This window comes from Burkholderia sp. S171 (assembly GCF_009766085.1).
Taxonomy (GTDB): Bacteria; Pseudomonadota; Gammaproteobacteria; order Burkholderiales; family Burkholderiaceae; genus Caballeronia.
Window position 1 is genome coordinate 41,061 of the sequence record NZ_LMUF01000032.1, and the last position, 20,801, is coordinate 61,861.

The 20,801-nt window shown below is 62.5% G+C and carries 15 protein-coding genes and 1 pseudogene; 8 read left to right on the forward strand and 8 right to left on the reverse strand.

Annotated elements, in window-relative coordinates:
• Window positions 1-46: 46 nt before the first annotated feature.
• The 3 genes from GSQ93_RS17380 to GSQ93_RS17390 form a co-directional block, all read right to left on the reverse strand.
• The gene (locus GSQ93_RS17380; RefSeq protein WP_158936907.1) at window positions 47-1,036 is read right to left on the reverse strand and encodes a zinc-dependent alcohol dehydrogenase family protein; all 990 of its coding nucleotides are present in this window, start codon (window positions 1,034-1,036) and stop codon (window positions 47-49) included.
• 49 nt (window positions 1,037-1,085) lie between these two features.
• On the reverse strand, window positions 1,086-2,201 hold the full coding sequence (locus GSQ93_RS17385) for an alkene reductase (RefSeq protein ID WP_158936908.1): 1,116 nt from the start codon (window positions 2,199-2,201) through the stop codon (window positions 1,086-1,088).
• Window positions 2,202-2,946: 745 nt separating this feature from the next.
• Complete coding sequence (locus GSQ93_RS17390; protein WP_158936909.1) at window positions 2,947-3,129, reverse strand: hypothetical protein; 183 nt, start codon at window positions 3,127-3,129, stop codon at window positions 2,947-2,949.
• 68 nt (window positions 3,130-3,197) lie between these two features.
• On the opposite strand from GSQ93_RS17390, the gene GSQ93_RS17395 reads away from it, so the two are divergent.
• The 3 genes and pseudogenes from GSQ93_RS17395 to GSQ93_RS38700 all read left to right on the forward strand — a co-directional run.
• A complete protein-coding gene (locus GSQ93_RS17395; protein WP_158936910.1) occupies window positions 3,198-4,874 on the forward strand; it encodes a D-alanyl-D-alanine carboxypeptidase in 1,677 nt (558 codons plus the stop codon).
• Window positions 4,875-4,928: 54 nt separating this feature from the next.
• Complete coding sequence (locus tag GSQ93_RS17400) at window positions 4,929-6,560, forward strand: D-alanyl-D-alanine carboxypeptidase/D-alanyl-D-alanine-endopeptidase (RefSeq protein ID WP_158936911.1); 1,632 nt, start codon at window positions 4,929-4,931, stop codon at window positions 6,558-6,560.
• A 463-nt stretch (window positions 6,561-7,023) separates the two neighbouring features.
• A pseudogene (locus GSQ93_RS38700) lies at window positions 7,024-7,776 on the forward strand (filamentous hemagglutinin N-terminal domain-containing protein); the annotation flags it as partial.
• 403 nt (window positions 7,777-8,179) lie between these two features.
• On the opposite strand, the gene GSQ93_RS38705 reads toward GSQ93_RS38700, so the two are convergent.
• A complete protein-coding gene (locus GSQ93_RS38705; protein WP_367889763.1) occupies window positions 8,180-8,317 on the reverse strand; it encodes a hypothetical protein in 138 nt (45 codons plus the stop codon).
• 1,114 nt (window positions 8,318-9,431) lie between these two features.
• On the opposite strand from GSQ93_RS38705, the gene GSQ93_RS17410 reads away from it, so the two are divergent.
• Genes GSQ93_RS17410 through GSQ93_RS17425 form a run of 4 tightly spaced genes read left to right on the forward strand, consistent with a single transcriptional unit; the run spans window position 9,432 to window position 16,092 of the window.
• The gene (locus GSQ93_RS17410) at window positions 9,432-11,003 is read left to right on the forward strand and encodes a ShlB/FhaC/HecB family hemolysin secretion/activation protein (RefSeq protein ID WP_254073914.1); all 1,572 of its coding nucleotides are present in this window, start codon (window positions 9,432-9,434) and stop codon (window positions 11,001-11,003) included.
• A gap of 1 nt (window position 11,004) precedes the next feature.
• Window positions 11,005-11,643, forward strand: a complete 639-nt coding sequence (locus GSQ93_RS17415) for a FecR domain-containing protein (RefSeq protein ID WP_174254639.1) — start codon at window positions 11,005-11,007, stop codon at window positions 11,641-11,643.
• 13 nt (window positions 11,644-11,656) lie between these two features.
• Window positions 11,657-13,858: a SulP family inorganic anion transporter gene (locus tag GSQ93_RS17420; RefSeq protein ID WP_158936914.1), complete on the forward strand. Its 2,202-nt coding sequence runs from the start codon at window positions 11,657-11,659 to the stop codon at window positions 13,856-13,858.
• A gap of 11 nt (window positions 13,859-13,869) precedes the next feature.
• Complete coding sequence (locus GSQ93_RS17425) at window positions 13,870-16,092, forward strand: CHASE2 domain-containing protein (protein WP_158936915.1); 2,223 nt, start codon at window positions 13,870-13,872, stop codon at window positions 16,090-16,092.
• Between the two features lie 214 nt (window positions 16,093-16,306).
• Here GSQ93_RS17425 and GSQ93_RS17430 read toward each other — a convergent pair whose 3' ends face one another.
• Window positions 16,307-17,053 carry an SDR family oxidoreductase gene (locus GSQ93_RS17430; RefSeq protein WP_158936916.1) on the reverse strand — a complete coding sequence of 249 codons (747 nt, stop codon included), beginning with the start codon at window positions 17,051-17,053 and terminating at the stop codon, window positions 16,307-16,309.
• Window positions 17,054-17,182: 129 nt separating this feature from the next.
• Here GSQ93_RS17430 and GSQ93_RS17435 point away from each other — a divergent pair, with 129 nt between their 5' ends.
• Window positions 17,183-18,154: a LysR substrate-binding domain-containing protein gene (locus tag GSQ93_RS17435; protein ID WP_158936917.1), complete on the forward strand. Its 972-nt coding sequence runs from the start codon at window positions 17,183-17,185 to the stop codon at window positions 18,152-18,154.
• A 366-nt stretch (window positions 18,155-18,520) separates the two neighbouring features.
• Here GSQ93_RS17435 and GSQ93_RS17440 read toward each other — a convergent pair whose 3' ends face one another.
• The 3 genes from GSQ93_RS17440 to GSQ93_RS17450 all read right to left on the reverse strand — a co-directional run bounded on the left by GSQ93_RS17440 (window position 18,521) and on the right by GSQ93_RS17450 (window position 20,690).
• Complete coding sequence (locus GSQ93_RS17440) at window positions 18,521-18,928, reverse strand: nuclear transport factor 2 family protein (protein ID WP_158936918.1); 408 nt, start codon at window positions 18,926-18,928, stop codon at window positions 18,521-18,523.
• Window positions 18,929-19,283: 355 nt separating this feature from the next.
• Window positions 19,284-19,883, reverse strand: a complete 600-nt coding sequence (locus GSQ93_RS17445; RefSeq protein ID WP_158936919.1) for an NADPH-dependent F420 reductase — start codon at window positions 19,881-19,883, stop codon at window positions 19,284-19,286.
• Window positions 19,884-19,955: 72 nt separating this feature from the next.
• Window positions 19,956-20,690, reverse strand: coding sequence for an SDR family NAD(P)-dependent oxidoreductase (locus GSQ93_RS17450; protein WP_158936920.1), 735 nt, complete (start codon window positions 20,688-20,690; stop codon window positions 19,956-19,958).
• Window positions 20,691-20,801: the final 111 nt, after the last annotated feature.

The following is a 20,801-nucleotide window of genomic DNA, read 5'->3' on the forward strand; positions in this document are numbered from 1 at the left end:
TCCTGCCATCTGACGATCGATGAGTGACCGTGCGGGCTACGCGCACTTAAACCGTCACGACAATCTTTCCGAACTGACCGTTGTTCTCCAGATAGCGATGGACTTCCACCATGTCGTCGAACTTGAATGTGCGATCGATCACGGGCTTGAGCGCGCCGCTTTCGAAGCCCGCCACGATGTATTCCACTGCAGCCTTGCGGCGGTTTTCATCGCCACTCGTCAGCCAGATGTTGTGCCCCTTGATGACGGGCATCTTGGCAATCATTTCCAGGACAGGTAGCGGGGTAGCACCCTCGGCGAGTGCGCCGTAAAGATAGACAATGCCCTGAAACGTGAGCGCCGCGATGAGCTTCGGGAAGTGCGGGCCGCCAACCGGGTCGAACGCGACGCGCGCGCCTTGGCCGGCGGTAATGCGCATGACTTCCTGCACCAGGTCGACCTCATCGGTGACAATCACGTGCGCAGCGCCTGCATCGAGCAACTGCTGCTTCTTGGCGGAGGTGCGGGTCAGGGCGACAGGCGTTGCGCCCGCGTAGTTGGCGATCTGGATCGCCGCGAGCCCCACGCTGCTGGATGCCGCCGGAATCAGCACGACATCGCCCTTGCCGACCTTCGCGTCTTCGATCAGCGCGCCGTAGGCCGTCATGAACATCATCCAGACCGAGGCGGCTTCCGCGAACGAAAGCGATGCCGGATGCTTCACCACCGCGTAGCCCGGTACGGTGACAACCTCGCCATACGTGAAGTACTGGTTCATCGAAAACGACGGGATCACACTGACCACATCGCCCACCACGATGCCCGTGACGTCCGAGCCTACGGCGTCGACGATGCCGGCAGCTTCATACCCCAGCCCCGCCGGGAACGTGACGGGCTCGATATACACGTCAGTGCGCCACATCGACTCGGCGCGGTTGATGCCGATTGCCTTGACCTTGATACGAACGTCGGACGGTCCCGGAGCCAGTACTTCTGTCTCGACGAATTTCAGAACGTCCGGGCCACCTGCTGTTGCGAACTTGATTACGCGTGACATGAGAACCTCGAGTGGAAACGGAAAAGTGAAATGAAAGAATCGCGTGACTTCATGCGGTCCCGGTAGCTTCCAGCGCGGGCGAATATGCCGGGAAATCCGAGTAATGCTTTTCGTCGCCGCCCCAGAACGCGGCACGCACATACGGCGTGAGCGGCAACTTGTTCTTCAGACGATACGGCAGGTCTGGGTTCGACGAGAAGTGGCGGCCAAACGCGACCAGGTCTGCATCGCCGGACGCGACGATCTCTTCGGCGCTGTCGCCGTCAAACCCGCCGGCGGCAATGATCGGACCATTGAAGTGCGGGCGCAGATAACTGACAGCGACCGGCGCATGGCCCTCGTGCAGCGTGTCGTCGCCCTTGACGCGCGGTTCGATCACGTGGAGATAAGCGAGCTTGTACTCGTCGAGCACCTTCGCGACGTAGCTGAACGTGGCTTCCGGGTTGCTGTCGGAGATGCCACCCCATTCGCCGGACGGGGAGATGCGCACGCCGACGCGGTCTGCGCCCCACACCGAGATCAGTGCTTCGACCGCTTCGCGAAGGAAGCGCACGCGGTTCTCGACCGGACCACCGTAGGCATCCGTGCGCTTGTTCGTGCCATCCTGGATGAACTCGTCGACGAGGTAGCCGTTCGCGCCGTGCAGTTCGACACCATCGAAACCGGCGTCTAGCGCACGCTGCGCCGCGACCCGGAATTCTTCGATGATCCCCGGGATTTCTTCGATTCCGAGCGCGCGGTGCGGTGACACCGGCACGAAACCATCCTTGGTGAATGCAACGCCGTCAAAAGGAACAACGGACGGCGCCAACGGCGCGACGCCGCCAGTCATTTCGACGTGGCTTTGACGGCCGCCGTGAATGAGCTGCATAAACGCGCGGCCGCCCTTGGCGTGAACCGCATCGGCGATAGCCTTCCATCCTTCCGTCTGACCGTCGTGATAGAAGCTTGCCGCGCCCAGATAAGAGCGCGCAGGGATCGAAATGCTGACGCCCTCGATGATTTCAAGTCCGCCTTCCGAGGCACGCTGGCCGTAGAAATCGGCCATCATCGGGCTGGGGATATCGCCGGGCTGAATGGTACGCATGCGGGTCATCGGCGCCAGAACCACGCCATGCGAGAAGGTATAGGCGCCAACCTTTTTCGGGGTGAACAAGTGAGCCATGATGTTTCCTTTATCGGGTAGTGAGTGCGTGACGTTCGACTGGGTGCCGATTCGTTGAATGGAATTTATCCATTCCATGCCGCGTCGTGAAGACGGGCAATTGGGATATGAATCATTCCAAACGAGGATTAGTGAGCGCACGGCAGGCATGGCGAGGGGTTAAGCTCGAGCCGCCCGCAGGGGCCGGTTCCCGACTCGGCGCTGATGAGATCAATCGCTCGGCCAATGTCGACAGGGTCCTTGGGCGGACCTGACGAGACCCGATATCAGCTGGGAAGGCGTTTCAAGGCGAAGGCAGAAGCGATGGCACTTTCTGGTCAAGGGGATGCTTGTCGCGACCACGTCGAACTAATTCGAATGAATTCGAACGAATTTCGATCTCTAAAAATAAGTGATCCTACCTGTCTGTTCCGGGCTGCTTTCTTACGTTGCATTAGGTCCCCTTGGCTGGCGAACGCTGTTTTTATTCCAATCGTGAAGAACGATGATGTGTTTGTTTTTGGTGCGCTCTGCTTTCTCGTGGCTGTACTCGTGGTGACGCGCTTTGGTATTGAAACGCGCGGCAGCACGTTGGAGCGCGTGTCCGTTAGGCGCAGTTCGCCTTAAGGCGCAATCCCGGCAATATCCATGCTTATTTCCATCTGTTGGGAACCGCACCATGGGCCGCAATGAACGTGTATGCAATCATACAAACCGTGCCTTATTATCCGAGGGAGTAACCGGTTAAAACAGCTGATTCGCCTGATTAATCCTGGATGGCCTCCGGTCCATTGTCGTCATCGAGCGGCGATCTCCAAAGCATTTCTTCACGGCCAATGAGGAAAACGAATGTCGAGACGGCCACCTCCTCGGCCTTGGCGCTTCGGGCGGCCGCGAAGAACGGCACGTTGCAGCCGACGGAGGTCACGATCGCGCGGATGGTGATCACAGAGCTCGCCAAGCCTTAACGTGAAGTCGCTCTGCAACGAATAAAACCATTCGAGCCAGGAGTTAGCGATGAAACCAACGATCGAAGCGAGATGCAAACGCTGGCCAACAGCGTTTGCCGCGGCGTTTGCAGCCGCGTTTGCCGCCGCGTTTCTGCTCGCGTCCTGCGGCGGCTCGGATCACACGAGCACATCGGTCCCTGACGCGATCATGCAGGTGATGCAGAAACCCGCCTACAACGGGGCGACCTGGGCAATGCAGGTTGTCGATGTCGATACCGGCCACGTCATCTACGATCTCAATTCCGGTTCGCAGGTGTTCATTGCTTCGGTTCGCAAGGTGTTTTCCACGGGCAACGCGCTCAACCTCTTCGGCGCGCAGCACACGCATGTGACGCCCGTGTACAAGCAGGGCACCGTCGACGCAAACGGCGCGCTCAACGGTAACCTGATCATGGTGGCGAGCGGCGATCTGACAATGGGCGGCCGCGCGAACCCGGACGGCACGATTGCGCTCGCCGCATTCGATCACAACGAAGCCGATGGTCTCGGTAACGCGCTGCTAACCGCGCCCGACCCGCTGGCGGGATTCAACGCTATTGCCGCGCAGGTAGCGGCTGCGGGCATCAAGACGATCAATGGCGACGTGGTGATCGACGATCGTCTTTTCGATGCGTTCGCGTATCGCGACGAGGTTGGCTTCAACGTCACGCCCATGCTGGTCAATGACGATGTCGTCGATGTCTCGTTCAGCTCGAGCGCCCAAGATGCGCTTCTTCCGTTCACCTATCGGCCGATGTCGGCGGCTTTCTCCGTGCAATCCACGCTGACAACGGCCGCAGCAACAACGGATTTCGCTGTCGATCTCAATCCCGATCCGCCGGATGTGCCTCAGTGCTTCGGCACGGCGAATTGCGAGGGCGAAATCAGCGGGACGGTGCCTGCGGGCGTTGCCCTTCCGCTGACCGGCACGTATCCGCTAGTGCGCACATTCCGGGTGACCCAGCCGTCCACGTATGCGCGCACGGTCTTTATCGAAGCGCTGGCGCGTGCGGGCGTGACGGTAACGGCGGCGCCGGTCGAGGCCAACCCGGTGGCGCTGCTGCCCGCGCAAGGCGCGTATTCCAGCGCGCAGCAGGTGGCTCAGCTCACGTCCGCGCCCTACGCGCAGGACCTGCGGTTTGTGAACAAGGTGAGCTACAACATTGGCGCCGACGTCACGCTGTTGCTCTACGGTCTTGCCAAGAACGGCTCGCGGACGATCGCCACTGCGCTCGCGACAGAACAGGGCGAGCTGTCGTCGACGTTCAAGATAACGCCGGACCAGTATCACTTCGTGGACGGAAGCGGCGGCGGCGACACCACGGCGACCGCCACGGCTGTCATCGCGATGCTGCGCGGCATGCGCCTGATGCCGGACTACGCAACCTACGTCGACACATTACCTTCGCTCGGCGTCGATGGATCGCTCACGACGGTCACCGACTTCGAAGCCGACCCGACACTGGCGGGTGCGAAAGGTCGCGTGTACGCGAAGACGGGCACCTATGTCGGCCTTAGCGCGACCACACCACAAACGCCGCTTCTCAAGGCACAGGCGCTCGCCGGTTATATCGATGCAAAGAGCGGCCACCGGATCGTCTTCTTCCTGACGATGAACAATGCCGTCCTGGAAGGCATTCCTACAGTCGTGAACGCCTTCCAGGATGAAGGTGAGATAGCGGCGCTACTCTGGAAGCTGCAATGATGCCGCGGCCCTTGTGCGCTCCGCGCAGCCGGACAATCTCGTCGAGGCAATGACATGCGCGCATCGTTTCCGGCTGTTCTGACGTTGATTACTTCCTGCGTGCTTGTCGCGAGTTGCGGAAGCGACAGCGACAGCACGGCTGACCCGATCGCACAGGTCATGAACAAGCCGCGCTATACGAGCGCGAATTCGCAGTGGTCGATGGTCGTAATGGACGCCGGCACGGGCGAAGTGCTCCAGGCGCTGCAACCCGATACGCTCGTGCTGACTGCATCGGTACGCAAGCTGTATTCTGTTGCGACCGCGCTCAACGTGATCGGCGCGGATCATCGTTTCGTTACGCCGGTGTATAGCGCCGGTACGGTTGATTCGTCGGGCAAGCTCACAGGTAACCTGATCCTCAAGGCGTCCGGAGATCTCACGTTTGGCGGACGGCAGAAGCCCGACAGTACCGTCGATTACACCGACTTCGATCACAACGATGCGCGCGGTTTAGGCGGCGCGATCCTCACCCCCGAAGATCCGCTGACTGCAATGAACGATCTCGCGCAACAGGTGAGGGCGTCGGGCATTACGTCGGTTAACGGCGACGTGATCATCGACGATCGCCTGTTCGATGCGTTTACCGTGCCCAACGGCCCCGTGCTGATCTCGCCGATCCAGGTCAACGAGAACGTGATCGATGTGACGCTCTCGCCGGGTGCATCGGCGGGACAGGCAGGATTGCTCGACTGGCGGCCGCGCACCAGCGCGATGACAATGCAAGGCACATCGCTCACGACGGCGGCAAACAGCGATGCCGACATCATGGTCTCCGGGGACGTGGAGAACGAGGGGCCGCTTTCCTGCTTCGCCATGCTTGGTTGCAAGGGCACGCTGTCGAGCGACGAAAGCCTCTCCGCCCCGGCCACGATTCCGCTCGGCTACGTGTCGCCGCTCGTCGGCAACGGCCTTTATGTGAATATTTTGCGTGTGGAAGATCCGCCATCGTTTGCACGCACGGCTTTCGTCGATGCATTGACGCGGGCGGGCGTATCCGTAACGGCGCCCGCGGTCGAGCCAAATCCGTCAGCCGCGTTACCGCCGACGCAGGACTATCCCAGCACGTCACAAGTCGCCAGTTTTACGTCGCTGCCGTATTCCGAATTCGCCAAGCTCGTGCTGAAGGTGAGCCTTAACACGGGCGCGAACTTGAGCCTGATGTATCAGGGCCTTGCGCAAAACGTGCGGACCGTCGGCGATGCGCTCGGCACCGAGCGCAAGTTCCTGACCGGCACGCTCGGGCTCGACGGCGCCGGCTTCAACTTCCCGACCAATGGCAGCGGCACGCCCGACAGCCAGGCGACCGCCCGTACGACAGCCACCCTTCTGAGCAAGATGAGCAGCTTGCCCGTCTATCAGGTGTATCACGACGCGCTCGCGATTCTCGGCGTCGACGGATCGCTCGCGGCGGTCGGCAAGAACGTGGTTGGCAAGGAGCACATCTTCGTCAAGAGCGGCGCGACGCTCCAGGGCAGGGAAATGGTCGCGATGAACATGGCGGGTTATATCGACGCGAAGAGCGGCCGGCGGCTTGCGTACGCGCTGTTCGTCAACAACGCCGGTCCCATCACGGCGCTCACTGACACCCTGGAGGTCTTTGACGACGAAGCGACGATCCTCGGCATCCTCTATGCAAAGTACTGAGGGTGAGAGACGGCTTCCGGCACGGTACGCCAACTGCTCGCTGCTGCGCCGTCCTATCTGGCATGCGTGGGAACACCGCTCGCGCCCGCCGAACTGGCCGGACATAGGATTTTCTTTAATCGAAAAACCAATAACAAGCTGATTCAACTGTCTTTTAATTGTGCTAAATTTGTTGCACTTATAAAGTGCGTTCTATTAGCCCTATTGTCTGGCGAAACGCTCGAAATCAATAAATCATAATACGAAAGATCGTTCGGAATACTGAACGGGCGTTCATTCATTTGTTCGATCATGGTTTACCAGCATCGGCAAATGCGAACCCTATAAAGCGACGCAACAGGACCCGAACATCATGACGGGCAAAGTCTTTGTGCGTGGTAACCCGCTTCGGCTGTGCCGGATCGCGACGGCGATACGGACGGGCACAGCGGTGACGATCCTCTGCGCATTGAGTTCCACGGCAATGGGCGCCCCGTCCGGGGGGCAGATCGTGGCCGGGTCGGGCTCAATCTCGAGCGCCGGTTCCAATACCGCAATCCAGCAAAACAGTAGCCGGCTCATCATTAATTGGAATTCGTTTGGTACCGGCGCAAACGAATCGGTCACGTTCAGGCAGCCGGGGAGTGGCGCGATCGCTTTAAATCGGGTCGTCGGACAAAATCCGTCAATACTCCTTGGCGGGCTTTATGCAAACGGCCAGGTTTTTATTGTCAATTCTAATGGCGTGCTGTTCGGCGCCGGCTCACAGGTCAATGTCGGCGGACTGATCGCCTCCACGCTGAGTCTTTCGAACAACGACTTTTTCAAGCGGCACTATGCGTTTGCCAACGAGGGGCAGGCGGGGACGGTCGTGAACCAGGGACTCATCCGCACAGCGCCGGGCGGCTATGTTGCCTTGATCGCTCCCCGCGTGAACAACCAGGGCGCACTCTTTTCACTCGACGGTTTTGCCGCGCTCGCAGCAGGGAATCGCGTCACGGTCACACTCTCGGATCATCGGATGATTGGTTTGTCCGTCGACCAGGGCGTGCTGCGTGCGCTGGCCTCGAACAGCGGACTGATCCAGGCTGACGGCGGGCAGGCGTGGCTCGCCGCCGGCTCGGAGGACACATTGCTGGCGGGCGTCGTGAACAATTCGGGCGTGATCCGCGCGCGCAGTGCGGTCAACCACGATGGCGTGATCAAGCTAGTCGCCGACGGCGGCACGGTTGAGGTCGGCGGCACGCTCGATGCATCGGCGCGGCCCGGCGGCAATGGCGGATTCATCGAAACGTCAGGCCCGCGAGTGGACCTGGCGCCCGGCGCCGATGTCACGACCGCGGCGGCGAATGGAAGCACGGGTAGCTGGCTGATCGCGTCGAATAACTTCACGATCGGGGCGCGTGGCGCTAACGCCAACGCCCGGGAGTTATCGCGCTTGCTGCAAGGGACCAACATCACGATCGGTGCCGTTTCCAGCGGCTCCGGAACGATCTCGGTCAATCAGGCGCTTGCGTGGACTACGCCCACCACGCTGTCCTTGCTCGCCGTGAACGGGATTGCGGTAAACGCCCCCATCAGCGCGCAAGCGGGCGGCCTGCGGTTCGGCACCGCCGGCATCGTGACCCAGTCAGCGCCGATCACGGCAGCAAGCCTTGCACTGCTCGGCCCGGGCGCGCACTTCCAGCTGGATGACGCGTCGAATCGCATCGGCACGCTGGCGGCGAATACAGGGTCGATCGTGCTCGCTGACAGCATGCCTCTTGTGGTTGGGACAGTGGGCGACCCGGCCATCGGCATCACGACCACGGGATCGACCACGCTGAGCGCGCCATCGATCACGCTCGATGCCCCTGTCATCAGCACCGCGACCGGCACCGCGGTCACGCTCGCGGCGGCCTCGAGCTTTGTCAATCATGCGGGCGCCAACGCGGTTTCGACACCGAATGGCCGCTGGCTGATCTATTCGAACGGACCAGACGCCGATACTTTCGGCGGCCTTCAAAGCGGCAACCTGGCGCTCTGGGGCAACGCGTTCGCGCCCGCCCCGGATAGCCACGCGGCGGCCTCCAACGGTAATCGCTTTGCGTTCACCACGCTCCAGCAAGCGGTGCTGAGCGCGAACACGATCAGCAAGATCGCGGATACGTCGCGGCCGCTGGCCGCGGGCGATGTCGTGCTCAGCCTGCGCTATGTCGGCGCCCACTATGGCAATGCCTTCACCGACAGCGCCATCGTGCATGAGCCGCTTAACTTTGTCGTGGCCAGCAACGGCAGCGGCGCTGCGGCCGCTGCCGGCGACTACGTGGTCACCGTGGACCCGGCTGGCGGCTGGCCCGCAGGTTACAACGTCGTGACGCAGAGCGGCACGCTGCGGGTGACGGCAGCTTCCCCGCCCAACACGCCGAGTACGTCGACCGGACCCACTACACCGACCACGCCCACGACGCCCACGACGCCGACTGCCCCGGTCACACCCATGCCGCCATCGCCACCCATGGCGACCGTAGCCACCCCGGACACATCGATCGTCGATTCGGTGCAGACAATCGCAGCCGAAACACTCGACGATGACCGTGCGCGCAGCGCCGCGGCGCTCGCGGTGACGTTCCCGCCGCAGCCACCGGTCGGACAGACGTCGGGCGACCAGGCGACGGACGCGAGCCGCCTGCCGTCTGACGCGTGGCCCGGCAACCAATGCCGGAAATGACGGCGGCCAGAGCGCGCCGCAGTCACCGGCCAGCGACCCGGCAAACGCAGCGGGATCGCAAGCGCCCCGGAAGACGGCCAGCCATCCTGCTTGGCATTCCGTGCGCCGTCCCGCTCGCGATTTTGCTCGCAACAACATTGCCGGGCGCGCAAGCCCAACTAGTGCCCAATGCTGGAAGCACCTTGCGCGAACAGCAGCAACAACCCGCGCCCACGCCGCCTCCAGCCACTCTCCAGCTACAGGTCACACCGCCGCCGCCAACGCCCCCCGCGCGGTCGGGTGGCCTTCATTTTGAAGTCGACACGTTCGAGTTGACGGGTAATACAGCCTTCGCCGCGCCGATATTACTCGGACTCCTGAAGGATGAGACCGGCCCTGAACGCACGCTCGACGATCTCGATGCAGCCGCCGCGCGCATCACCGCGTACTACCGCGCGCACGGATACCTTGTCGCGCGCGCGTACGTGCCGCCGCAGGAGATCGACCACCGCGTGGTGCGAATCGCGATTGCCGAAGGGCACTACGGCAAAGTCACCATCACGAACCAGTCACGCACACGCGACGCGGTGATCGCCCGCTTCGTGGCGCCCGAACGCCTGGGAGACACTATCGATGAAAACCGGCTGGCCCGGGCGACACTGCTGGTGCAGGACATCACAGGAACCCCGAGCGCCAGCGCAACGGTCTCGCCGGGCAGCGCTCCGGACACATCGGACCTGAAGTTGCAGGTGCCGTCCGTGCCGCCGCTCTCCGGCAGCCTGCAGGCAGACAACTACGGCCAGTCGACTACGGGCACGGCACGCGTGATCGGGGCCGTGCAGTGGAACAATCCGCTTGGACTGGGCGATACACTCGACGCGCGCGTGCTGAGCTCAATTACCGGCCAGACCTACGGCAATATCGGCTACACATTGCCAATTGGGGGCACCGGCCTCGCGTGGGGACTGGCCTATACGCGTTCGACCTACGTGGTCGGCGGCCAATTCAGCTCACTCGGTGCTCACGGCAGCGCGAACGTGGTGTCGACCTACCTGAGCTACCCGCTCCTGCGCTCGGTCACGGCAAATGTGAACGGCACGCTTGGCATCGACCACAAGCTGCTGGCCGACGACCTGGACACGTTCGGTTCAGCCGACGACAAGACCAGCAACGTTGGGCACCTCGGCGTGTCCGGCAACCTCTCGCTGGCGAGAAGCGTCAGCACGTTCGACACCGCCGTCCAGCAGGGCAACCTGCGCGTGAAGGACGCGACGCCGCAGGAAAGCGCCGCGCAGACCGCCGGCGCCTTTACCAAATTCGTCTACACCTTCACGCACATCGAGATATTGACCAACGCGACCCAACTCTACGTAGGGCTCAGCGGGCAGCTCGCGTCGCGCAACCTGGACTCGTCTGAGCAGATCTCGCTGGGCGGCCCCTTCGCGGTACGCGCATACGCCACCGGCGACGCCGCGGTGGACGAGGGTTATGTCGCCACGCTCGAATTGCGGCAGGCGCTCACGCAGTCGATCGTGCCCGCCCTGATCACGCTGATCGGCTTCCTCGATACCGGCGACGGCGAGTTCGCGGCGCACCCGTTTGTGGCGGGATCGAACCATGTGAGGCTGTCCGGCGCGGGCATTGGCGCATCGATCAGCACACCTGGCAATTATCTGCTGACGGCGTCCTATGCCCATACGCTCGGCTACGTTCCGTCCACTTTTGGCACCGGCCACGTGAACCGCGCGTGGCTGACCCTGGCTAAGTCCTTCTGACATGCTCGCAAAATTCTTCCGCATCGTCGTTGCATGCACCGTCCTTGGACTGTGGATGGTTGCCGCACCGGCGGCCGAGGTCGCGACCGTCACGGCGCTGGTCGGCAGCGTGGCGATCCAGTCCGCCAGCGGCGTCCAGCGGGTAGCGGCCGTCGGCACGGAGATCGACAACGGCGATACGGTCGAGACCTCGGCCGCGTCTGAAGTGATCATGATCTTTACCGACCATCAGCGCGTGTACCTGAAGGCGGGCACGGTGTTTCGCGTCGATGACTTTAACTACGCGCCCGGTGACGCATCGCAAAGTCACAGCATCCTGTCGCTCGTGAAAGGCGGCCTGCGCGTGCTGGACGGACTCGTCGCCACGCAGGGCAAGGGCGAGAACTATCGGTTGAAGACGCCGACCTCCACCATCGGAATTCGGGGGACGGAATATTCGGTGACCGATTGCGGCGACAGCGTTGCCTGCGAGGGCGACCAGATCGTGGTGTATTCCGGCCAGATCGTGGTGAGCAATGCCGTCGAGAAACGGATTGTTGGCGCCGGCGAGGGCGTGATCGTGCCAAGCCCGAGGTCGCAGTTCAGGGTAGTGCCGGCGGAACGGGTGAAGCCGGTGGTGCCGTCAGCGGCCTGCCAGTAAGGGAGAAACCGCAATGGAAGCCGCCAAGAACGTCCCGCGCATCCCGACATCCATACAACAGTCCACGTTGAGTGTGGACACGCTCGCCAGCTCGCTCATTGCCGTGTTGACCTTGTGCTACGCGGTGGGTTACGGAGCGATGATCTTCAGCGGCGGCCTCGCGCCGTGGGCGCAAAACGGTTTGCCGACCGCGCTGATCAGCTGCGTCGTCGTTTCGCTGGTGGTGGCCTTGACTACGTCGGTACCGTTCATGGTCGGCGGTCCCGATTCAAATGCGGCCGCGTTGCTTGCGGGCCTCGCCGCAGGCGTCGCCATGGATGTGCGCAACGGTGGAGGCGGCGACCGCGCGGCGCTCGCGTCCGTGCTGGTCACGCTCGCGGTGGCGTCTGTCAGCACCGGTGTCGTGCTGTACGCGCTGGGCCGCTGGAAGCACGGCAACGCGATCCAGTACATCCCGTTTCCGGTCGTTGGCGGGTTTCTCGCCGGCACGGGTTTCCTGATTGTCGAAGGCGCTTTCCGGATCATCACCAATGAGCCGATCACGTTCGCCACGCTGCCGGAGCTGATCCGCCTGCCGTGGATCGAAGTCGCCCCGGCGCTGCTGGTGGCAGTGGGGCTTCTGGTCGGCACGCGGCTGACAAAGCGCATCGGACTCATGCCGCTGGTCATCGTGCTTGGGATCGTCGTGTTCTACGCGGGCTTGCGCGTGTCCGGCCAAAGCGTGGACGGTGCACGCCGGATGGGCTTGCTGTTTCACCTCGAGTCGATCCGTAACCTGCGCCTGCCGTTCACGCAGTTGCACGACGCGTGGTTCGCCCCGATCTTCGCGCACGCGACTGAAATCCTCGCGGTAGCCGCGGTGTCTGCCATGACGGTGTTGCTGAGCGCGACGGGCATCGGCCTGTCGACTGCGCGTGACATCGACTTCAACCAGGAGCTGCGCTCGGCGGGTTTCGCCAATGTGGCGACCGGGCTGGTTGGCGGCATTGTCGGCTATCAGTCGATGAGCCGCACGCTGATGATCTGGCGCGCCGGCGTGACCAGTCGTCGTGCCGGCGTGCTGAGCGGGCTCTTTTGCCTGATCGTGGTCGTGGGATTTCCGGGTCTGATCGAGCTGATTCCAAAGCCCGTGCTGGCGGGTCTGCAGTTGTACCTCGGCAGCGCAATGTTGATCGACTGGCTGTTCAAATCGTTCAAGCGCCTACCCTGGCACGAATACCTGCTGATTCCATTGATCATGGTGATCATCGGCAGCTATGGCATCGTGGCCGGCGTCGCGTTCGGCGTGGTCGCCGCGAGCCTGCTGTTCGTGGTGCGTTATGGCCGTGTCAAATTCATTCGGTCCGAGTTCAATGGGGCCGGGCGGCGCTCGCACGTCGAGCGCACGGTCGAGCAAAACCGGCTTCTTGACCAGCAGGCTGCGCGGCTCTACGGCGTCGGGCTGCAGGGCTTCCTGTTCTTCGGCACGGCTTATTCCATCCTCACGCATATTCGTTCCCGAATCGAAGCGCCGGGGGCGTCGGGTGTATCGGGTGTACGTTTCGTGCTGGTCGATTTCAGCCAGGTTCATGGCGTCGACGCGTCGAGCACGGCGAGCTTCGTCCGGCTCGGGCAGGCGTGCGTGCGCGCAGGTGCGCAACTGGTGCTAACGGGCCTGCCCGCGCCGTTGCAAGTGTGGTTCCGCAAGGGCGGCCTTCCCGCTCAAGGCGCGCGTGAATTCCACGATCTCGACACCGGCCTTGAATGGATCGAGGAACGCCTGCTCGAGAACGCGCAGGGCGGCGCGCAAAAGGCCGAGGAGAGCGGGGAGTCGCGCTTGCCGGAAAGCCTTCGCGGGCTGCTGCCTTATCTCGAGCCTATCGCGCTGAGCGCCGGGGAGTTCCTGTTCCGGCAGGCGGATCCGGGTGATTCGGTGTACTTCGTAGATTCAGGGCGGGTGACGGTTGCACTCACGCTTGCCGGCGGCAAGACGATACGCCTGCGTAGTTTCGGCGCCGGTACGATCGTAGGCGAGATGGCCGTGTATACCGGGACGAATCGCAGCGCCGACGTGGTCGCCGATGTCCCCACGGCAGTGCTGCGTTTGCCGTTGGCTACGCTCAAGCGGCTGGAAGCCGACGAGCCGGCGTTGGCGTCGCAGTTTCACGAGTTTGTGGTAAGGGTGCTCGCGGCGCGGCTTGCGGTGGCGAATGAACAGATCCGCGCAGCATATTGAGCGAGAACCCATTGAAACCCTACGGCTTGCGCTATCTCCTCGGCCTCATCATTACGCTGACCCTGTTGGGCCACGCCTTGCACCGCTACGATGTCCGCTTCATCGACTCCCTCGATGGAATGATCTACGACGCGCAAATGCGGCTCTCGATGCCACGCACCATCGACCGCCGCATCGCGATTATCGACATCGACGAAAAGAGCCTGGCGGAAGTGGGCCGCTGGCCGTGGGACCGCGCCCGCATGGCGGCGCTGGTGAATGCGCTGTTCGAGCGCGAGCGCGTTGCCGTGCTGGGCTTTGACGTCGTATTCGCTGAGCCCGACGCTAGCTCGGGCCTGGATGTCCTGAAGCGATTGGGCAGCGGCGAACTGCGCGGCAACACGGATTTCCAACAGGCATTGGCGGCACTTGCTCCCGCGCTCGACTATGACCAGCGCTTCGCCGACGCCCTGCGAGGCCGCCCGATCGTGCTCGGCTACTACTTCGCCAACCAGGCGCGGAGCACCGGCGCCATCCCGCCACCCGCCATGCCCTCAACCGCGTTCGGTGTCTACCCGATGACGCTATTCGACTGGAGCAGTCACGGCGGCAACCTGCCGGTGTTCCAGGCTGCCGCCGGCCGCGGCGGCTTCTTCAACCCGGTCATCGATTTCGATGGCATGGTCCGTCGCGTGCCGCTGATCACCGAATATCACGGCGCCTACTATGAGGCTTTGTCGCTGGCCGTCGTCCGCGCGCTATTCGGCGATGCCGCGATTACGCCGGTGTTCGGCGATCCTGCGGACCCCGACTCCAGGCTCACGGGCATCGCCTTGCACACGCCGCGAGGCACGATGTCGATTCCCGTTGATTCAAACGGTGCCGCGCTCGTGTCTTATCGCGGATATCAACATAGCTATCCTTATTATTCTGCGGCCGACGTGCTGACCGGGCACACGGCGCCGGGTGCGCTGCGCGGCAAGATCGTGCTGATCGGCACCACGGCGCCGGGTCTCGTCGACCAGCGCTCGACGCCGGTCGGCGAGGTGTTCCCGGGGGTGGAAGTCCACGCCAACCTGATCGGCGGCATGCTGGACGGCACGATCCGGTCGCAACCTATGTTCGCTGGCACGGCGCAGGCGCTCGTTCTGCTGGTGGTCGGCGTGCTGATGATTTTTGCCTGGCCGTGGCGCAAGCCGACCCACGCGACGCTGCTCACGGTGCTGCTGGGAGGCGGCGTGGTCGCGGCTTATCTTGCGCTCTGGCGCTACGAGTTGTGGGCGTTACCCGTCGCTTCGCTGCTGCTCGAGATTGGGACGCTGTTCGTGCTGAACATGTCGTACGGATTTTTTGTCGAGTCTCGCGCCAAGCGCAAGTTCGCCGAACTGTTTGGTCATTACGTACCACCCGAACTGGTCGAGGAGATGAGCCGGCATCCGGAAAGCTACAGCATGGCCGGGCGCCGCGCGGAACTGACCGTGCTGTTTTGCGACGTGATCGAGTTCACTGCGATCGCCGAGACCCTCGAACCCGAACAACTCGCAGTCCTGATGAATGACTATCTCGGCACGATGACCGCGGTGATCCGCCAGCATCGCGGTACGCTCGACAAATATATCGGCGACGCCATCATGGGATTCTGGGGCGCGCCGGTTGAAGACAGCGAGCACGCCCGGCATGCGGTCGAGGCCGCGCTCGGCATGCGCGCGGCACTGATCGATCTGAATCAAACGCTCGCCGCGCGAGGCTGGCCGACGCTCCAGGTCGGCATAGGCATCAATACAGGACCGATGACCGTGGGCGACATGGGCTCAACGGTGCGCAAGGCCTACACGGTGATGGGCGATGCGGTGAACCTGGCGGCGCGGCTCGAAGGCCTGACGCGGCGCTACAAGGTCGATATCATCGTTGGCGAGACGACGCGCGAGCGCGTACCGGACATCGTGTTTCGCGAAATCGACCGCGTCCGGGTGAAAGGGCGCCTCAGGCCAGTGGCAGTGTTTGAGCCGCGCCTATCCTCCGGTCTCTGGGCCACCACGGAGGCCGCGCAGAACGGCGAACTTGCGCAATGGCAGGCCGCGCTGCAGCACTATCGCGCGCAGGACTGGGACGCCGCGGAAGGGGCGCTGGCCGCGCTCATGGAGCGGTATCCCGAGTGCGGCCTGTACGCGGTGTATCGGCAGCGCATTGCAGCGCTGCGGGGGGCGTTGCTGCCCACCGACTGGGACGGAGTCAACACGTTCGATACCAAATAGGACAATGAGGATCATTACTGTGCGGGCAGATCATGTCCGAGATCACCGAAACCGTCCCGATGCAGGACGCACCACGCACGATCAAACACGTGCAACTCGTGGGCGAGAAACAGGCCGACAGAACCAGGCCGACAGAACCGGCTTCAGCAATAACGACGTCGCATGTAATGCCCGCCGATTGCTCGCATGCACGCCAGCCCAACTCATCGATCTCTCAGGATACCTGACGGGTCGGCCGGAACAGGATCTCGTTCACGTCCATGTCGTCCGGCTGGTCGATGGCGAAGGCCACGGCCCGAGCAAAGGAGTCGGCCGGGATGGCGTTGGCCTCATAGAAGTCTTGCATGTGACGCGCTGTGTCCGGTTCGTTGATGCTGCCCGGCAGTTCGCTGTCCACGGCACCTGGCGACACGATCGTCGTACGAATGTTCCAGGGCTTGACCTCCTGCCTCAAGCCTTCCGACAAGGCTCGCACTGCATGCTTGGTTGCGGAATAAACGGCCCCGTTCAGCATGACCTTGTGGCCGGCCACTGACGACACGTTGACGATATGCCCTGACATCTGACGCTGCATGTGGGGCAGGGCCGCCGCAATGCCGTACAGCACGCCCTTTACGTTCACGTCGATCATGCGGTCCCAGTCGTCGACCTTCAGCCGCGCGAGCGGTGCAAGCGGCATGATTCCCGCGTTGTTCACCAGCACGTCGATACGCCCGAACGTTTGCACAGCGGTGTCAACGAGGCGCTTCACATCGTCGAGCACGGTGACGTCGGCGGCGACGGCAAGCGCCCGCTGCTCCGTGCGGTTCAGCTCGTCGGCCAGTTGCTGCAAGCGCTCGATGCGCCGCGCGCCGAGCACGACGCTCGCACCGTGCGCGCTCAAGAGGCGCGCGGCCGCAAGGCCCAAGCCGCTGCTGGCGCCGGTAATGACGATGACCTTGCCTTCGATCCTGTCGCTCATGAAGCTCTCCTGTGGGTGATGAAGAACCCGACTTTAGACCGCGTTGTGTCAAGCCACTAGTAGGCTGGCCCTTGCTCTAATCGCAAGTACAGGTTGATACTGGCGACTCATCATTTCAAGGAGCACCGCGTGCCTATCAGCGAACTTCGCGCAATCGAGATCTTCACGAAGGCCATGGAACTTGGCAGCATCCGGCGCGCAGCGGCGTCCCAGGGCGTAAGTCCGCAGGCCGCGAGCCAGGCGCTCGCCGCGCTTGAAGCGCGGCTCGGCGTACGCCTGTTGCATCGAACGACAAAAAGCATCGCGCTCACTTCCGAAGGACAGCAGTTTCTGGAGGCCGCCCAGCCGGCGCTGGCAGCACTGGAGCGCGCAGTCGATAGCGTTCGCACGGCCAAGGACGATATTGCCGGGCCGCTGCGTATCGCCGCTCCGAAGTACTCGTTCCTGCCGCTGCTCTGGCCTCTGGTCGACGAGTTTTGCCGCCGCCATCCTGAGGTCCAGCCGGACGTGAAACTCGATGACCGCATTGGCAACTGGGTGCAGGATCGCGTCGACGTCGGCTTTCGCATTGGGTCTGCGCCCGAAGAAGGCCTCGTTGCTCGTCGTCTCTTTGCCATGCAATTGATCGTCTGCGCGGCGCCGGCCTACATCGCGGCACACGGCGCACCGGCTTCGATCGAACAGTTGAACTCGCATCGCTGCAGCGTGTTCCGGCATCCCGGCACCGGTCGCATCCTGCCCTGGCTTCTCAAGGTCGATGGCGAAGTGATTTCCCGCGACCTGCCTCCTGCGTTGTCGACGAACGATGCCCAGCTCGAGACCGAGGCAGTGCTGTCGGGTCATGTAATCGGCTTGTTGTCGGGCTTGTCCGCGGCCCCTCTTATTCGTTCGGGGCGGCTCGTGCCGCTGCTCGCGGACCACGCCACCGACCATATGAGCGTGCACATTTACTACGGAAGCCGCGCGGCGCAACCGTCGCGGGTGCGAGCCTTTATTGATCTGACCATTGAGCGGCTGGCGGGGTCTTCGGACTATGTGCTGGACGCGCGGGAACTTGCCATGGCGGAAGCGAAGGGTCGCAGGAAGACGCGCCGGCGATGAAACGATGGTCGATCAAGTGTCACGGCGAGATGCGTGCCGGCGTGATAGCTTGAGCAGGCACCGTGTGCCCTTCGTCTCGGACCGCGATCGGGCCAGAACCATCACGTCCCTGAAGTCGGAGGTCTCTCCTCCCGTGACCTGCCGCAAGATTTCCCGGTCGGCGCGACCGCGCACGGCGAAACACCCGGTCTGACCGCTCAGGTGACCGAGATGCAGACGGGAGCGCGGGGCGGGTTCGCCAATATCGAGGTCACAGGCAACAACCTGCTGTACCGGTCGACGGCAACCGGTGGCATGTCCGAAGACCCTTGTTCAACGTATTCGTCGACTCTACGAATCGTTTCGTGTGATATCGGTCTCGATGGGTCAGCGCCCGGGGTTCGCGTCCATTTCGGAGGCCCGCGCCAGTGCAAGCGTGTCGATGTACTCCCGGATGTTCGTCACTTTGCCATTTCGAACGGTAATGGCAAAGACCCAATTGTCCTCGAACGTTCTATTCGTGGCTTTGACTCTGCCCGTGGCGAAGCCGACGACCAGGACCCGATCGCCCTGCGCTACGAATTCGGGGGGCTCCGGGTATGACGTTTCCATCGTTTCGGAAGCCTTCTGAAGCAAATCCGCCAATCCCGCGTGTCTGCGGTGCGTGCCGGCCAGCGGCCACTCGCCCGGAATGATCCACTCAATGTCTTCGGCCGAAATCGCCAGCAGACCTTGCTTATCGCCGCGACCCATTGCTGCAAAAAAATCCTTCACAATCTGGACTTGCGTGCTCATCGAAATCTCTCCATTTCTGTTGCATCGGATCGTGTCTGACCTAGCCGGATACGATCGAAATAAACCCGCGACTGGAGCAAGGAAGGGAACGATCGCACCTGACTTCGAACGGTCTCTCCTCCCTTCACCTGTCGCAGGATTTCCAGGTCGAACTGCGGCGTGTAGGTCTCACGCTCCGACAAACAAATCCACTGGAATGGGTTGATGAAAACGACGTGAGAGGCGTGTTGCTCCCGGTGGTCGCGTGCAGGACCGGCAAGCGCAACACCTTCCTGATCTGGAAGGAGTCAAGCATACCTAAACGAGTGCATTCCGGATGATCTGAGCACAGCTTACTGACGGCGTCGCCCTCGCTTCAGTCGAACTTGACCAAGTCCTTAAAGATCAGTTGACCCCAGCTATTTCCGCGCGCCTGCACGAGCAGTCCACCTTCCGAAAGCCCGCCAAGTTTGATCGGCGAAAAACCGAGATTTTCCGCAAGTGCGCCAATCTCCGTTGCGGCGCTGTCATCGTCGCTCGCCAGGAACACGACTCTCCTGCCACCCTGTACGGCCGGATCCTGGGCAAGGAGGGCAGCGCCCAAATGGTTGAAGCCCCTAACCAGTCTTGCACCCGTGAAGGCCTGCGCGACGACCCTGGAAGAAGGCTGTCCTCCCAGTTCCTCAGGGGACACGCCGTAGGCATTGGTCACATCGATAATGGTCTTTCCCTGCCAAGTGGATAGCGCCTTCGCGACATCCGGGTGCGACTCGAAGCGGACCGCCAAAAAAATGATGTCCGCCTTGACCGCTTCCGCCAGTTTTTGGGGAATGACCTCGGGTCCGATCGCGGCCGCGGCGGATGCAAAGCTTTCCGGGTCGCGCGTGGTTGCAACGGATATTTCGATGCCTTTGCGGGCAAACGCCTTGGCCAGGGCTTGGCCAATCTTGCCGAAGCCGATAATTGCGTAGCTCATATATTTCCTTTGGATTATCACACCCTACGGACTCCGAATAATTGAAGGGAGCGTGCGGCGGGGCGTAGCGCGTCAGAGTTGCGCGAGGCCGCCATCGACGGCGACTTCGCTGGCGGTCATGAAGCTGCTATCCGACGACGCGAGAAAGGCGGCGACCGCTCCGATCTCCGACGGATCGGCCATGCGCTGGAGCGGAGTCATCGCGGCATAGATCTTCTGGCCCTCCTCGCCGAGCGCTTCCTTCGCGAGTTCGGTCGCGGTCGCCCCGGGCGACAGAACGTTGACGCGGATGCCAGTGCCCTTCAGGTCCTCCGCCCAAGTCCGCGCGAGGTTGCGCACTGCCGCCTTGCTCGCGCTGTAGGCGCTCATTCCCGGGGCGCCCGTGGTGCCGGCGCTCGATCCGGTCAGGATGATCGAACCGCCTTCGCTCATCAGCGGCAGCGCCTTCTGGACCGTGAAGATCGTACCTTTCACATTGGTGTCGAAGTGTTCGTCAATGTGCTCGGCGGTGATCTTGCCGAGCGCAGCCTGGCTTCCCGCCCCGGCATTGGCGAAGACGATATCGAGGGTTCCACGCTCGGCCTTTACCGCCGCGTAGAGCCGGTCGAGGTCGCCCTCATCCGAGACAGAGCCCTTCACCGCGCGGGCATTGGGGCCGAGCTGGGCCACAGCTGCATCGAGCGATTCCTGGCGGCGGCCGAAGATGAAGACGAAGGCACCCTCTTCGATGAAGCGCTTTGCCGCGGCGCGGCCGATGCCGGTAGCGCCACCGGTGATCACAGCGGTCTTTCCATTCAGTCTGGTCATGTCGTGCATCCTTCCTTGGAGTTCTACGGAAGCAGGGAACTGCTTGCTTGAGACAAGTATGCAGTTCTGATAACCTAAGGACAAGTATGCACCTTTTGGTAACCATGAAAA

Coding starts and splice junctions, on each gene's coding strand:
- GSQ93_RS17380 (WP_158936907.1), bottom strand. CDS start 1,036: ATGTCACGCGTAATCAAGTTCGCAACAGCAGGTGGCCCGGACGTTCTG.
- GSQ93_RS17385 (WP_158936908.1), bottom strand. CDS start 2,201: ATGGCTCACTTGTTCACCCCGAAAAAGGTTGGCGCCTATACCTTCTCG.
- GSQ93_RS17395 (WP_158936910.1), top strand. CDS start 3,198: ATGAAACCAACGATCGAAGCGAGATGCAAACGCTGGCCAACAGCGTTT.
- GSQ93_RS17400 (WP_158936911.1), top strand. CDS start 4,929: ATGCGCGCATCGTTTCCGGCTGTTCTGACGTTGATTACTTCCTGCGTG.
- GSQ93_RS17415 (WP_174254639.1), top strand. CDS start 11,005: ATGCTCGCAAAATTCTTCCGCATCGTCGTTGCATGCACCGTCCTTGGA.
- GSQ93_RS17420 (WP_158936914.1), top strand. CDS start 11,657: ATGGAAGCCGCCAAGAACGTCCCGCGCATCCCGACATCCATACAACAG.
- GSQ93_RS17430 (WP_158936916.1), bottom strand. CDS start 17,053: ATGAGCGACAGGATCGAAGGCAAGGTCATCGTCATTACCGGCGCCAGC.
- GSQ93_RS17440 (WP_158936918.1), bottom strand. CDS start 18,928: ATGAGCACGCAAGTCCAGATTGTGAAGGATTTTTTTGCAGCAATGGGT.
- GSQ93_RS17445 (WP_158936919.1), bottom strand. CDS start 19,883: ATGAGCTACGCAATTATCGGCTTCGGCAAGATTGGCCAAGCCCTGGCC.
- GSQ93_RS17450 (WP_158936920.1), bottom strand. CDS start 20,690: ATGACCAGACTGAATGGAAAGACCGCTGTGATCACCGGTGGCGCTACC.